At 73.4% G+C, this 14,696-nt stretch carries 9 protein-coding genes; 7 read left to right on the forward strand and 2 right to left on the reverse strand.

The window, feature by feature from the left end; all coding sequences use genetic code 11:
- Positions 1–141 precede the first annotated feature (141 nt).
- The 5 genes from glf to ACFPZN_RS10250 are packed head-to-tail and all read left to right on the forward strand — an operon-like array spanning position 142 to position 6,888.
- Entirely contained in the window at positions 142–1,311 is a 1,170-nt protein-coding gene (glf, locus tag ACFPZN_RS10230) for a UDP-galactopyranose mutase (RefSeq protein ID WP_378281601.1), read from the forward strand.
- Positions 1,308–3,335, forward strand: a complete 2,028-nt coding sequence (locus tag ACFPZN_RS10235) for a glycosyltransferase (RefSeq protein WP_378281602.1) — start codon at positions 1,308–1,310, stop codon at positions 3,333–3,335. The genes glf and ACFPZN_RS10235 overlap by 4 nt, the downstream gene beginning before the upstream one ends.
- A gap of 9 nt (positions 3,336–3,344) precedes the next feature.
- A complete protein-coding gene (locus tag ACFPZN_RS10240; protein WP_378281603.1) occupies positions 3,345–4,469 on the forward strand; it encodes an ABC transporter permease in 1,125 nt (374 codons plus the stop codon).
- A gap of 2 nt (positions 4,470–4,471) precedes the next feature.
- Positions 4,472–5,353: an ABC transporter ATP-binding protein gene (locus ACFPZN_RS10245; RefSeq protein ID WP_378281604.1), complete on the forward strand. Its 882-nt coding sequence runs from the start codon at positions 4,472–4,474 to the stop codon at positions 5,351–5,353.
- Between the two features lie 8 nt (positions 5,354–5,361).
- Positions 5,362–6,888, forward strand: coding sequence for a sulfatase family protein (locus ACFPZN_RS10250; protein ID WP_378281605.1), 1,527 nt, complete (start codon positions 5,362–5,364; stop codon positions 6,886–6,888).
- A gap of 25 nt (positions 6,889–6,913) precedes the next feature.
- Here ACFPZN_RS10250 and ACFPZN_RS10255 read toward each other — a convergent pair whose 3' ends face one another.
- The gene (locus tag ACFPZN_RS10255; RefSeq protein WP_378281606.1) at positions 6,914–8,362 is read right to left on the reverse strand and encodes a family 43 glycosylhydrolase; all 1,449 of its coding nucleotides are present in this window, start codon (positions 8,360–8,362) and stop codon (positions 6,914–6,916) included.
- 106 nt (positions 8,363–8,468) lie between these two features.
- Here ACFPZN_RS10255 and ACFPZN_RS10260 point away from each other — a divergent pair, with 106 nt between their 5' ends.
- On the forward strand, positions 8,469–9,590 hold the full coding sequence (locus ACFPZN_RS10260; RefSeq protein WP_378281607.1) for an alpha/beta hydrolase: 1,122 nt from the start codon (positions 8,469–8,471) through the stop codon (positions 9,588–9,590).
- 133 nt (positions 9,591–9,723) lie between these two features.
- On the forward strand, positions 9,724–13,362 hold the full coding sequence (locus ACFPZN_RS10265; protein ID WP_378281608.1) for a beta propeller repeat protein: 3,639 nt from the start codon (positions 9,724–9,726) through the stop codon (positions 13,360–13,362).
- 67 nt (positions 13,363–13,429) lie between these two features.
- Here the strand turns inward: ACFPZN_RS10265 and ACFPZN_RS10270 are convergent, their stop codons facing one another.
- Positions 13,430–14,503, reverse strand: a complete 1,074-nt coding sequence (locus tag ACFPZN_RS10270; RefSeq protein WP_378281609.1) for a glycosyltransferase — start codon at positions 14,501–14,503, stop codon at positions 13,430–13,432.
- Between the last annotated feature and the right edge of the window lie 193 nt (positions 14,504–14,696).

The following is a 14,696-nucleotide window of genomic DNA, read 5'->3' on the forward strand; positions in this document are numbered from 1 at the left end:
TCACCGGCTCCCAGGTAGCACCAGGTCATCCCCACAGCATGGCATTCATCGCACCGCACCCCGCCCGGCGGGTCGACGGGAACGGCCCTCCCTCCAGCCGACATCGCTCCAGCCGACAACGCCGTCCATCGGGGTCCCCACGTGAATGTTGATCTTGTAGTCGCCGGGTCGGGCTTCTTCGGCCTGACCGTCGCCGAGCGCTGCGCGTCCGACCTGGGCCTCAAGGTCCTGGTCGTGGACCGCCGCGACCACATCGGCGGCAACGCCTACAGCGAGCCGGAACCGGAGACCGGAATCGAGATCCACCGCTACGGCGCCCACCTGTTCCACACCTCCAACGAGCGGGTGTGGGAGTACGCCAACCGGTTCACCCGCTTCACCGGCTACCAGCACCGGGTGTTCTCCACGTTCAAGGGCCGGGTCTACCCGCTGCCGATCAACCTCGGCACGCTCTGCTCCTACTTCGGCCGCGCGTTCACGCCGGACGAGGCGCGCGCTCTCGTCGCCGAGCAGGCGGCCGAGGTCAGCGACCCGTCCAACCTGGAGGAGAAGGCGATCTCGCTGATCGGGCGCCCGCTGTACGAGGCGTTCATCCGCGGCTACACGGCGAAACAATGGCAGACCGACCCGCGCGACCTGCCCGCCGAGATCATCACGCGGCTGCCGGTCCGGTACACCTTCGACAACCGGTACTTCAACGACACGCGCGAAGGCCTGCCGGTCGACGGGTACACCGCGTGGCTGGAGCGGATGGCCGACCACCCGGACATCGAGGTGCGGCTCGGCACCGACTTCCTCGACCTGCGCGACGACGTCGTCGGCAACGTGCCCGTCGTCTACACCGGCCCGCTGGACCGCTACTTCGGCTTCGCGGAGGGCGAGCTCGGCTGGCGCACCCTGGACTTCGAGCTGGAGGTCAAGCCGACCGGCGACTTCCAGGGCACCCCGGTGATGAACTACGCCGACGAGGACGTCCCCTACACCCGCATCCATGAGTTCCGTCACTTCCATCCGGAACGGGACTACTACCCGGGCGACAAGACGGTCATCATGCGGGAGTACTCCCGGTTCGCCGGACGGGGCGACGAGCCGTACTACCCGATCAACACCGCCGAGGACCGCGACCGGCTGCTGCGCTACCGGACGATGGCCCGGCGGGAGGACGGCGTCCTGTTCGGGGGCCGCCTGGGCACCTACCAGTACCTCGACATGCACATGGCCATCGCGAGCGCGCTGAACATGGTCGACAACCGGCTGCGGCCGCACTTCACCGAGGGTGCGCGGCTCGCCAGCGGAGGGACGGACGAATGACCACCGACGCCGAGCTGCGCGTCCTGCATCGCGTCGTCATGCCGGTCGACCGCGACCAGGACATCCTGAAGCTCTACCTCGAGGGCAACATCGTCCGCACGCAGCAGGCCGACCACGCCGACGCCGGCGCGGCGGCGGTGGCGCCCGCGTCCGGGCCGGACACGGAGCCGGCGGAGTTCCAGCCGGCCGAGCACTGGGACGGGTCCGACCGCGAGGACGAGGACGAGGACGACGAGCCGGGCGGCCCCGGCCACGACCGCCGCCGCGTCGTCGTGCCCGCCGGGCGGCGCGTGTCGTTCCTCACCTACTTCAACGCCTTCCCCGCCAGCTACTGGCGGCGCTGGACGCGGCTGGAGGAGGTCGTGCTGCGCGTCCGGGTGCGGGGCGACGCGAAGATCCTGGTCTACCGGTCCAACTCCAAGGGCCACTCGCAGCGGCTGGAGTCGCTCGAGGTGCACTCGGCCGCGGCGGAGGAGCGCCTCTTCACGCTCCCGCTCAAGCCGTTCGTCGACGGCGGCTGGTACTGGTTCGAACTGGTCGCCGGAGAGCGGCCCGCGGTGATGGAGCGCGCCGAGTGGTGCGCCGCCACCGACGCGCCCCAGGGCCGGACCAGCATCGGCATCACCACCTACAACCGGCCCGACTTCTGCGTCGAGCAGCTCGTGGCGCTCGGCCGGGCCACCGACGTCCTCGACGTCATCGACGAGATCTTCGTGATCGACCAGGGCGAGAAGCGGGTCGAGGACCACCCCGGCTTCGCCGACGCGGCCAAGGCGCTGGAGGGCCGGCTGCGCGTGATCGACCAGGGCAACCTGGGCGGGTCCGGCGGCTTCGCCCGCGCCATGGACGAGACCGTCCGCGCCGGCACCAGCGACTACGTGCTGCTGCTGGACGACGACGTGGTGACCGAGCCGGAGGGCATCCTGCGGGCCGTCACCTTCGGCGACCTGACCCGCAAGCCGACCATCGTCGGCGGGCACATGTTCAGCCTGTACGACCGGTCGGTGCTGCACGCCTACGGCGAGACGCTCGCGCCGTACCGCTGGTTCTGGGGGCCGGCGCCGCACACCTTCCACGGCCACGACTTCGGCTACCACCGGATGCGGGAGACCGCCTGGCTGCACCGCCGCATCGACGTGGACTACAACGGCTGGTGGATGTGCCTGATCCCGACCGAGGTCATCAAGGACGTCGGGCTGTCGATGCCGATGTTCATCAAGTGGGACGACGCCGAGTACGGTGTGCGGGCCCGCGCGGCGGGCCACCCGACGGTGTCGCTGCCCGGCGTGGCCGTCTGGCACGTCCCGTGGCACGACAAGGACGACACCATCGACTGGCAGGCCTACTTCCACGAGCGCAACCGGCTGGTGTCGGCGCTGGTGCACTCCCCCTACGACCGGGGCGGCAACCTGCTGAAGGAGAGCCTGTTCGTCTCCGTCAAGCACGCGCTGGCGATGCAGTACTCGGCGGCCGAGCTGATGCTGATGGCGATCGAGGACGTGCTGCGCGGCCCGCGGCACATGCACTCCTCGATCGTCACGAAGATGGGCGAGATCCGCGACTTCCGCAGGCAGTTCCCGGACGCCAAGTACGAGGAGGACCTGGAGGACTTCCCCGCGATCCGGCGGTCCAAGCCGCCGCGCAAGGGCCGCGAGGCCGCGCCGCCGCGCGACCGCAAGGGCATGATCAGGGCGGCGGTGGTCGGCGGGATCAAGCAGCTGAAGCCGGTGGACGCGGCGGCGTCCCGCAACCCGCAGGCGCTGGTGCCGCACATCGACCTGCGCTGGTGGAAGCTGTCGCAGTTCGACAGCGCGCTGGTGTCGGCGGCGGACGGCACGGGCGCGGCCTGGTACCAGCGCGATCCGAAGCGGTTCCGGTCGCTGATGCAGCGCACCAGCGCCCTGCACGGCAGGCTCTACAAGGAGTGGCCGCGGCTCACCACGGAGTACCGCGCGGCCATGGGCGAGCTGACCTCCGCGGAGCGGTGGCGCGAGACCTTCGAGTCCTCGCGCCCCTCGGTATAGGGGCCGCTCGTGACGGCCGCGCACTCCGACGTCCGTCCCGGGTCCGGGTCCGGGTCGGGGTCCGCGTCCCCGGACGGCCCCGGACACGGGCCGGCCGCGCCGACCCATGACGAAACCGCCGGCCAGGCCGACCCCGGCGCCTCCGCGGCCCCGCCCCCGGGCCGCGCGGGCGAGCCGGGCGGTCTCGGGGTCCCCGGCGGCGCGGGCGGGCTCGGCGGGTCGGGGGGGCCGGGTGGCGCGGGCGGTTCGGGCGGCGGGGGGCACGAGGGCGTTCCGGGGCGGACGCGCGGGCTGCGCGACCCGGCCTCGGCCGGCGGGTTCCGCGAGGTCGTCCAGCCGCAGCGCCGCTACCTGCTGCGGCTGCTGGTGCGCCGGGAGCTGAAGGCGCGCTACAAGGGGTCGCTGCTGGGCCTCGGCTGGTCGTATGTGCGGCCCGCGATGTACTTCGCCGTGTACTTCTTCGTCGTCGGCGTCTTCATGGGCATGGACCGGGTCATCGAGGACTTCCCGGTGTACCTGTTCTCCGGCATGGTGCTGGTCAACCTGTTCACCGAGACGCTGCAGGCGGCGACCAAGTCGGTGCTGCACAACGCGCCGCTCGTCCGGAAGGTGTACCTGCCGCGGGAGCTGTTCCCGACCGCGTCGCTGCTGGTGTCGCTGGTGCACTTCCTGCCGGGGATGGCGATCCTGCTGGGCGGGTCGCTGGTGTTCGGCTGGCGGCCCACGCTGTCCGGGCTGGCCGGCGCGGTGGTGGGGCTGGCCATCGTGGTGCTGTTCGGGGTCGGGCTCGGGCTGCTGTGCGCGGCGGTGAACGTGTTCTTCCACGACATGGAGCAGGTCGTGGACATCACCATGATCTTCGTGACCTGGTCGGTGCCGATGATCTATCCGTGGACCCATGTCCGCGACCACCTGCCCGCGTGGGCCGCCCAGATCTACCTCACGAACCCGCTGGTCAGCGCGGTGTCGCTGTTCCAGCGGGCGTTCTGGGAGCCGGGCGCGCCGGGCGCGCTGCCGCCCGTGCCTGCGCTGGAGGCCCGCACGGTGGCGTCGCTGGGCTTCGCGGTCGCGGTCTTCCTGACCGGGCAGTGGGCGTTCGCGAGCCTGCAGAAGCGATTCGCGCAGGAGCTGTGACCGTGACCGACCATCCCGAGCCCGCTCCCGTGCCCGCCTCCGCGCCCGCTCCCGCGCGGCTGCCGTCGATCGTCGTCGACTCGGTGAGCAAGCGGTTCACGATCCGGCACGCGCGGTCCATCAAGGACATGACCGTGCGCGCGGTGCGGCGGCAGAGCCTGTCGGAGTCGTTCAACGCCCTGGACGACGTCAGCCTCACCATCGGGCGGGGCGAGACGGTCGCGCTGATGGGCCTGAACGGGTCCGGCAAGAGCACCCTGCTCAAGCTCATCTCCGGGGTGCTGTCGCCCGACGCGGGCTCGGTACGGGTGCGCGGCCGCATCGCCGGGCTGATCGACGTGGGCGCGGGCCTGCACCCCGAGCTGACCGGGCGGGAGAACGTCTTCCTGAACGGCGCCATCCTCGGCATGGACGAGGCCGAGATCCGGAGCAAGTTCGACGCGATCGTGGAGTTCTCCGGGGTGGAGCGGTTCCTGGACAGCCAGGTGAAGTTCTACTCGTCCGGGATGTTCATGCGGCTGGCGTTCTCGATCGCCGCGCACACCGATCCCGACATCTTCCTGATCGACGAGGTGCTGGCCGTGGGCGACCCGCCGTTCCGGGAGAAGTGCCTGGCCAGGATCCGGGAGCTGCGGGACGAGGGCCGCACGATGGTGATCGTGGCCCACGACATCCAGATGCTGATCAAGCTGTGCGACCGAGGAGTCATGATGCGAGGCGGCCGCAAGATCTTCGACGGCGACGTGGCGGAGGCGGGGGCGATGTGGCGGGGGGACCGCCAGGCGCGCAACAAGGGCGCCAAGCCCAAGCCCAAGGCCAAGCCGCCCGGCTCCGAGCCGCCGGCCAAGGGGGACGGGCCCTCCACCGGGTCGGTCGAGCGTTGAACCGAGCCTTGAACCGAGCGTCGGGCCGAACGCCGGGCGGGCGGGCGCGCCGGTACGGGGCGCTGCTGGCGGCCTGCGCGCTGGTCCTGTCGACCGCGTGCGGCGTCGTCGGGAACGGGCCGTCCAAGCCCCCCAAGGCCGTGGCCTCGCCCGGCGGGCCCAAGCCCAACATCGTGTTCATCCTGACCGACGATCTGAGCTGGGATCTCGTCCAGTACATGCCGCGCGTGAGGAAGATGCGCGAGCAGGGCGTCACGTTCACCAACTTCATCGCCACCAACACGCTGTGCTGCCCGTCCAGGGCGACGATCCTGTCGGGCAAGTTCCCGCACAACACGCAGGTGCTCACCAACGAGCCGCCCAAGGGCGGCTGGCAGCGGTTCAACGGCAACGGCGGTGAGCGCGACACCTTCGCCACGACGATGGAGGGCTCGGGCTACCGCACCGCGCTGATGGGCAAGTACCTCAACGGCTACGACCCGGCCAAGGTGCAGGCGGGCTCGCAGGCGTTCGTTCCGCCCGGGTGGACGGAGTGGTACGCCACCAGTCTCGGCTACCGGCACTACGACTACACGCTGAGCGAGAACGGCAAGCCCGTCCGGTACGGCAACCAGCCGGCCGACTACCTGACCGACGTGCTCACGGGGAAGGCCGTGGACTTCGTCAACCGGTCCACCACGAGCCGCCCGTTCCTGCTGAAGCTGTCGACGTTCGCGCCGCACGCGCCGTTCACTCCGGCGCCCCGGCACGCGAACCTCTTCCCCGGGGTGAAGGCGCCGCGCGGCCCCGCGTTCAACGAGCCCGACATCTCCGACAAGCCATCCTGGATGCACGCCTGGCCGAAGATCGGCCCCAAGGGGATCCAGACCATCGACCAGAAGTACCGGGGCCGGGTGCAGATGGTGCAGGCGGTCGACGAGATGATCGGCCGCGTCCAGCAGGCCCTCGCGGACCGGGGGCTGGACCGCAACACCTACCTCGTGTTCGCGTCCGACAACGGGTTCCACATGGGGCAGCACCGGCTGGTGGAGGGCAAGGGCACCGCCTACGACCCGGACGTGCGCGTCCCGCTGATCGTGACCGGGCCGGGCGTGCCGAAGGGGCGCGCGGTCAACGAGCTCACGGCCAACACCGATCTGCGGCCGACGTTCGAGGAGCTGGCGGGCGTCCCGATCTCGCCGCTGGTGGACGGGCGGTCGCTGGTGCCGTTCCTGCGGGGCGCGCCGGTGCGGTCGTGGCGCAACTCCATCCTGATCGAGCACGCCGGGCCGGTCAGCGACCCGCGCGACCCCGACTACCCGGGGCGCGGCTGGGGCAACCCGCCGTCGTACATGGCGGTGCGGACCACCAACGAGCTCTACATCGAGTACGACGCGGGCGAGCGCGAGTACTACGACCTGCGCACCGATCTGGCCTCGCAGCACAACATGGCCGCGCAGCTCGCGGTGCCGCGCCGGGACCAGCTGGCCGGGCTGCTGGCGGCGCTCAAGGCGTGCTCGGGCGCGTCCTGCCGTTCCGCCGACCAGGGCACCTGACCACCGGGACGGCCGTCAGGGCCGGTCAGGAGACGTCGATGTGGTCGAGTTCGGCGAAGCCGCTGCCGTAGGTGAGGCGCAGGACGTTCCATCCGGCGCGCAGGCCGGCCTCGACCGTGGCGTCCTTCCACTGCGGGGACGATCCGCCCGGGGGGTAGGCGACCGCGACCGGGGCGGCGCCGTTGACGGTCAGGACGTGCTCGGCCGCCTCGCCGCCGCCCGGTGAACGGTTCGCGTACCGGATCCGGACCAGGTACGCCCCGGCCGCGGGCGCGTACACGTCCAGGTCGACCAGGCACTGGGCGTTGTCGATGTAGCCGACGGCGGCGCCGCCCGACGTGCCGGGCACGTCGCGCAGCACCCGCGCCCCGTACACGCGCCCCTTCTCGGCCTCGTAGCGGACCGGGCTGCCGCGCACGACGGGCGCCGCGTTCGCGGCCCAGCCGAGCTGGGCCACGTACATGGACCGCTGGACGGCGTCGCCGCCCCAGAACTTGGTGATGCCGTGGAACACCAGGTAGGAGTCGGTGCCGTCGTGGACGACATCGGCACCGCCCGGCCCGGTGATCTGCTTCCCGTACCCGTCCGTGGACAGCAGCGGGCCCGCCGCCTTCGTGTACGGGCCGGTGATGGCGGAGGCCGTGGCGTACCGCGTCTGGTAGTCGGGGCTGTAGAAGACGCCCGCGGCGTAGAACAGCACGTAGCGGCCGTCCCGTTTCACCAGGGCCGGGGCCTCGACGAGGATGGGCTCGTCGCCGCTCCTGGTCAGCAACTGGGTCGGTTCCCCGTCGGCGCGCATCCCGTCGGGGGTGGTGCGCTGCAGGAACAGGCCGCCGGGCGCCTTCTTGCCGTCGCCCTCCCGCTTGTAGAGGACGTAGCGGGCGCCGTCGGTGTCGGTGAACGCGGCGGGGTCGATGACGTCCTTGCCGTCGCGGCAGGCCAGCGGCCCCTGCGCGTCGGGCGTGAACGGCCCGGCCGGGGAGGGACCGGTGGCGGCGCCGATGCACTGGTCGTCCGTGCCCTTGCGCCCGGCGGTGAAGTAGAGGAGGTACGAGCCGTCCCCGCGGGCCGACACGTCGGGCGCCCAGGTGCGTCCAGGCTCGGCCCAGGGCGGCAGTACGGGGAGCGCGTCGCCGCCGGTGCGCGTCCAGGGCCCGGCGGGGGACGGCGCGGTCGCGACCGGGACGTTCTTGCCGCCGTCGTTGGTGGCGTAGCCGTAGTAGAGGTTCCCGGCCCGCACGATCTCGGGGTCGGGGAAGTTGGAGTCGAGGGCGGGCCTGAGCTCGGGGCGGGCGGCGTTCATCGGCTGCTGCGCGGGCGGACCGGTCGTTCCCGGCGATCCAGGCCGCACGGGCGGTCCGGATCGCAGCGGCGCGGCCGAGCCGTCACCGTCCGGCGCGGCCAGCGCGCTGACGACCGCGACGAGCACGCTGACCAGGGCGCCCGTGAGGAGCGCGAGGAGCGGCCGCCGCATCACCCGACCGCCCCCTCGTTGTGTTGATCATGTCCCCGTAACGGACGATCTACGGCAAACTAGCCCACCGTAACCGCCGCGGGCGAGCCTACGAGAGGTGTTGCGTGTGCAGTTGACGAGCGGCTGGCTCATCGGGGCGCTCATCGTCCTGGCCGTCGTCGTGACAGGACTCACCGTGTGGCTGCTGCCCCGCGCCTCGGGCCCGGGCCCCGGCCCGGTGCTCGCCCGGTCCGGGCTGCTGGCGGCCTGCCAGGTCGCCCTCGTCCTCGCGCTCGCCGCCGGTCTGAACGGCTACTTCCTCTTCTACGTGACCTGGGGCGACCTGCTGGGCACCGCCGGCGAGGGGCCCGGGAAGGTGCGGGAGGGCGGTCCCGGCGCCGCCGCGGGACGCCCGCTGCCGCGCACCATCTCGCCGCTCGGCGCCACCTCCGGGCTGCGCTCGTCCGAACGCGACGGCCAGCTCGACGAGGTCACCATCCGCGGGTTGCGCACCGGGCTGCGCGCCAAGGCGTTCGTCTACCTGCCGCCGCAGTACTTCCAGCGGCAGTTCGAGCGGCGCCGGTTCCCGGTCACGCTGGTGCTGGCCGGGTACCCGGGCGACCCGCGCGGCATGATCAAACGGCAGGGGCTGCTGAAGGACGCCAGCACCGGCATCAGGACCGGCCGCCTCCAGCCCACCATCTACGTCATCACCCGGTCGATGGTGGCGCCGCCGCGCGACACCGAGTGCACCGACGTGCCCGGCGGCCCGCAGGCCGAGTCGTTCTTCTCCCAGGACGTCCCCGAGGCCATCACCGACACCTACCGCGTCGCCGCCGACTCCCGGGGCTGGGGCGTCATGGGGCAGTCCACCGGCGGGTACTGCGCGGCCAAGCTCGCCATGCGGCACTCCGACCGGTTCGCCGCCGGGGCGTCGCTGGGCGGGTACCTGCGCGCCATCCAGGACGGCTCCACCGGAGACCTGTACGGCGGCAGCAAGCAGGTCCGCGACGACAACGACCTGATCTGGCGGCTGGAGCACCGCCCGCCGCCGCCCGTCTCGCTGCTGCTGGCGCAGACCGAGCAGGGACCCGAGTTCGACCAGGCGCAGCGGTTCGTCAAGCTGGCCAAGGCCCCGCTCCGCGTCTCCACCCTCTTCCCGCGGAACGGCGGCCACAATCTGCGCACCTTCCAGCGCCTCACGCCCGAACTCCTACGCTGGATGAGCGGCCGCCTGACGACGGGCTGACGCCGGTACGACGGGTTCACGCCGACTGCGCCGATATGATCCGAGTCGGCGCATTCGACGCCCCGGTGAACGACACCCCGGTGTCAATGGCCGCCGCACCGACCATGACTTCGCCGAACACGGGGAGACGGGCGTGACCCCACCGAAGACTCCGGACGACGAGCCGGGCGGCGACCGGCCCCAGGCCGAGTCGCCCGACAACCCTGCGCCGGAAGGCGGCCACGCGGCGCCGCCGCCCCCGCAGTGGCTGGACGGCGGGCAGCTCCCGCCGGGAGCGCACCTGCTGCCCGAGCCCCCGCCGCTGCCGGCGTTCGGCGCGGACGAGCCCGCGCCGGCCGACCGCACCATCAGCGACCGGACGATCACCGACTTCGACGCCAACGGCAGCACCCAGGTCTTCGACCGGGGCGCGGGGCCGCCGGTGCCGCCGCCCCCGCAGTCGTTCACGACTCCGCCGGCCCCGGATTCGGAGTCGTCCAGGGGCCCGCGTGCGGACACCACCGTGACCGACCTGTCGCAGTTCATGCCCCCGGCGGGCCGCCGGTCCGACGACGAGGCCGGCGACGAGGGGCCGGGTGGGGCGCCCGCGCCGTCCGCGCCGCCCCTGCCCCCGCAGGAACCGCCGCGCGACGAGGCCCCCGTGCAGGAGGTGCACCTGGAGGAGGTCCGCTTGGAGGACCTCAGCGCCCAGGGCGGCCTCCCCGGCCCCGGCCTTCCCGCGCCCGGCCTGCCTCCCGCCCCCCGGGCCGAGGAGCCCGGCACCGAGGTGCTCACGCCCGAGCAGCTCAAGCCCGCCGGGACGCCTCTCACACCCCCCGAGCCCGAGCCGGAGCCGTCGCCGGACAGCGACAAGACCTCCACGTTCCCGTACGCGTCCGAGGCCCCGGCCACGCAGCAGATCCCGAACGCCAAGTCGGTCGCGGAGTCGGCGGCCAAGCCCGGCACCGAGGCGCAGCAGGCGCCCGCTCCCCCGGCACCGCCCGCTCCTCCGGCACCCGCGCCCTCGGACTCGCCCCCGGCGCCCGAGCCGTTCCCGTACGCGCAGCACATCCCGGAGACCCCGTTCGCGGCGCCGCCCCCGCCCGCTCCGCCGACCCCGTCACCGTCGCCGTCGCCGAGCCCGCCCGCGCCGGAGCCGTTCCCGTACGCGCAGCAGATCCCCGAGGCTCCGCTGCCCGCGCCCACCCCGCCCGCCCCCGCTCCCCCGGCGCCGGCACCGCCGAAGCCGGAGCCCTTCCCGTGGGCGCAGGAGATCCCGGACACCCCCAAGCCTCCGCAGCAGGCCGCGCACCAGGCGCCCCCGGCCCCCGAGCCGTTCCCCTTCGCGCAGCAGATCCCCGGCCCGCAGGCCCCCGTCCCGCAGCCGCAGCCCATGGCGCCGCCGCAGCCCATGGCGCCGCCGCCGCAGATCGACGAGCCGTGGCGCACCGAACCCAAGCCCAAGGCCAAGCGCAAGGGCCCGAAGGTCGGCAAGAAGCCGCTGCTCATCGGTGTCGCCGGGGTCGCCGCCGCGGCCCTGGTCGCCGCGGGCGGCTTCTTCGTCGTCACCTCCCTCGGCGGCGACGGCGATGGTGGCGGCGAGGGCGCGGCCAAGCTCGCCGGGTCGGTCTTCGCGATCGACCCGAACGCCGCCACCGACGGCCGCGACCAGCAGCTCACCTCCGCCGCGTCCGTCGGCAGCACGGTCGTCGCGGTCGGCGCCGAGTCCGACGGGCGCTCCCCGCGCGGCCAGTTCCTGGTCTCCGCCGACGGCGGCCGCACGTTCAAGCCCGCCGAGGTGCAGGGCGGCGGCGCCGAGGGCCTGGCCAAGGGCGAGCTGCCGCGGGTGATCGCGGGCTCGGCCAAGGGCTGGGTCGCGATCGGCGTCAAGCCGGGCGGCGGCGCCGTCTGGACGAGCCAGAACGGCCAGACCTGGACCCGCCAGCCCGACGGCGCCGGGCAGCCGTTCGCCCCCAACACGCGCGTGCGGCGCGCGGTGGCGTCCGACGCTGGCTTCCTCGCCTTCGGCGACACCTCCAGGAAGGGCGACTTCAGCGACGCCGAGCCCACCATCTGGACGTCGGCCGACGGCACCAGCTGGGAGGCGCGCACCGGAAGCCGGATCGGCCTCCCGCTCCAGCGCGGCACCATCAACCTGCTGGAGGCCGCGGGCAGCGGCGACGTCCTGCTGCTGGAGGGCCTGCACACCGCCAACCCGGGTGCCAGGAAGCTCCAGCAGGGGCGCCGGGTGTTCCGCTCCGACGACGGCGGCCGCAGCTGGACCGAGTCGAAGGTGCCGGTGCCCAAGGGCACCCGCGGCCTGATGATCGGCGGCGGCGCGACCGGCTTCCTGGCGATCCGCGAGATCCAGGGCGGCGGCAAGACCTACGGGCAGGCGTTCGCGTCCAAGGACGGCTCCACCTGGACCCAGGCCGGACGCGTGGAGTCCTCCGGCTACCAGCGGACCAGCCGGATCCTGGCGTCCGACCAGGGCTACGCGGCCATCGTCGTGCGCGGCCGCGACGTCGCCATCTCCCGCACCCCCGACGGCTCGGCCTGGCAGGACGCGGGCTCGCTGCCCAGCCGGCCCGGCCGCGTCCTGAACGGCTCGGCGCTGAGCGGCGGGCAGACCGTCCTGGTCGGCTCCGACAACGGCGGCGGCGAGCTGAACTCGCTGCTGGGCGTCTACGACGGCGGCGGCACCCAGCTCCCGGTCGACATCACCAAGGTGCCCGGCGCGGTCCGTCCCGACCACACGGTCGCGGCCGTGGCCGGCGGCTCCGACCGCGCGGTCGCGGTCGGCAGCGCGCGCGGCGACGCCGGGGTGTGGACGACCACCGACGGCGCCGCGTGGACCCGCGCCCAGGCCGGGCAGGGCGTGTTCTCCCGGCCGGGCCCGCAGCAGCTGGTGGGCGTGGCGCAGGGCAAGGCGGGCTGGCTGGCGGTCGGGTCCGACCAGGTCAACCCGCGCCGCCCGCTCGTGGTCGTCTCCGCCGACGGCGCGACCTGGCAGGCCGGCGACTCGGCCGAGCAGTTCAAGCCCGCCCGGAACACCGCGCTCGCCACCTACGCGACCGCCTCCGGCCCGGCCGGCTACGTCATCGTCGGCGAGGACGGCCTGTCCGCGGCCACCTGGTTCTCCGCCGACCTCAAGACGTGGGAGCGGGGCCGCAGCGTCGGCCGCAACAGCCTGGAGGCGCTGCCCGGCTCCAACCGGTGGATGCGCGGCGTCGCCGCCGGCCAGTCCGGTTTCGTCGCGGTCGGCGGCCTGCGCGACCCGGCCGTGGGCAACGGCCCGGCCTCGCGTCCAGGCGTGTGGACCTCACCCGACGGCAAGGCGTGGACGCTGCAGCAGCTCCAGTTGCCGGGCGGGGTGGCCGAGGGCGCGCTGACGCACGTCGCGGCCAAGGGCAACGTCGTCGTGGCGGCGGGCAGCGCGGGCACCTCCCCGCTGTTCTACGTGTCCGCCGACGGCGGCAAGACGTGGAAGGAGTCCAAGCCGCCGATCCCCGAGGGCGCCTCCAACGTCCAGGTCACCGCGCTCACCGCCACCGCGAAGGGGTTCGCGGCGGCGGGCACCGGCGGCGAGGCGGGCGCCACCGACGTGGTGTCGTGGACGTCGGCGGACGGCGCGTCCTGGCAGGCGTCCAAGCCCGAGGGCACCGGCCTGGCGGGCGGCGGCGCCCAGTCGATCGGCGGCCTGGGCACGTTCAAGGACAAGCTGCTGGGCGTGGGCCGCACCGCCGACGCGACGCGCGACCAGCCCGTCCTGTGGGACCGCCCCGTCCCCTGACGCGACGACGCGAATACAGAGGAGGCCGTGCCCCGCGCAACGGGACACGGCCTCCTCCATTGGTCCGCTAACGCTCCCAGGCGGTGGCACCAGGGTTGGGCGTGCCGGGCGCGTCCCTCATGGGCGCAGAGGCGTCTTGAGAGCCGTACAGGGGCGCGGCACCACGCCTCCTCCCCCTCGCATGGCGCGGGACGTAGGGCTCGCGCGGCACGGGCACGCCGGCCGCGCCGGCCGGGGCGACGGACTCGGCTCCGGGCGGCCCCTCCGTGACGACGAGCACGGCCCCTTCCTGCCCGCGCGAACGGTTGCGGCGCGCACCGTACGGCGCCACGATCCACCGGTACACCGGACGCCGGATCAGCGTCGGCACCAGCCGGTACCCGCCCCGCACCACCACGTTGCGCAGGTACTGCGGCTGGGAGATGAACCCCTCGCGGAGCATCTCGCGCTGCAGCCGCAGCTCGGAACGCAGCAGGTCGCGCCCGCCGCGCCGCTCGTACGCGCCGTCGCCCACGCGGTAGTAGACCAGCGGCTCGGGCACGTTCACCACCCGCGCCCCGTTCGCGATCATGCGGACGAACAGCCAGTAGTCCTCCATCAGCGGCAGGTCGCCGTAGCCGCCCGCGGCGATCACCGCGCTGCGCCGGTACACCACGGTCGGATGGTTGAACGGGTCGTGCAGCCGCGAGTAGCGCGCGATGTCGTGCGGGTCGCTGGGCGGGGTGCGGCGGCCGACGACGTCGTCGATGTCGCGGCCGAACTCCAGCAGGCCGGCCCCGACCAGGTCGGCGCCCCCCTGCACGAGCGGCACCTGGAGCGCGAACCGGTGCGGCATCGCGACGTCGTCGGCGTCCATCCGGGCCACGATGTCGTACCGGCTGGCCTGGAGCCCGGCGTCCAGCGCGGGGCCGAGGCCGTGGTTGTCCACGAGCTGGACGAAGGTGACGGGCACGGGGCTGGCCGCGACCAGGTCGGCCAGGCAGCGTTCCAGTTCCGGGGCGACCGGGCCGTCCTGGACGAGGACGACCTGCCCCGGCCGCAGCGACTGGTCGTCCACCGCGCTGCGGAAGGCCGCACGGACGTACTCCACCCGGTCGCCGCCGTACACGGTCATGAGCAGGGCGAAGGGGTCGGGGCGCATGGTTCCTTCTCCGGAAGGGGGCCGTAAGGGGTCCGGCGGAGCCCAGGGCGGGGTACGGCTCCGGAAGCGGCGAGGGGTCGGGGAGCTCAGGGACCGGCCGCCACGCGGGCGGCCGAGGTCGTCGAGGCACGGTCGGGGGGCACGGTCGTGACACGGTCGAACAGGGGGCACGGACACGGATTGAGTTGTTACG

It is taken from the genome of Actinomadura rugatobispora, assembly GCF_042656285.1.
Lineage (GTDB): Bacteria > Actinomycetota > Actinomycetes > Streptosporangiales > Streptosporangiaceae > Spirillospora > Spirillospora rugatobispora.

Excerpts from the sequence above, each read along its gene's own strand:
- ACFPZN_RS10235 (WP_378281602.1), top strand. The coding sequence starts at position 1,308 with ATGACCACCGACGCCGAGCTGCGCGTCCTGCATCGCGTCGTCATGCCG.
- ACFPZN_RS10270 (WP_378281609.1), bottom strand. The coding sequence starts at position 14,503 with ATGCGCCCCGACCCCTTCGCCCTGCTCATGACCGTGTACGGCGGCGAC.
- ACFPZN_RS10255 (WP_378281606.1), bottom strand. The coding sequence starts at position 8,362 with ATGCGGCGGCCGCTCCTCGCGCTCCTCACGGGCGCCCTGGTCAGCGTG.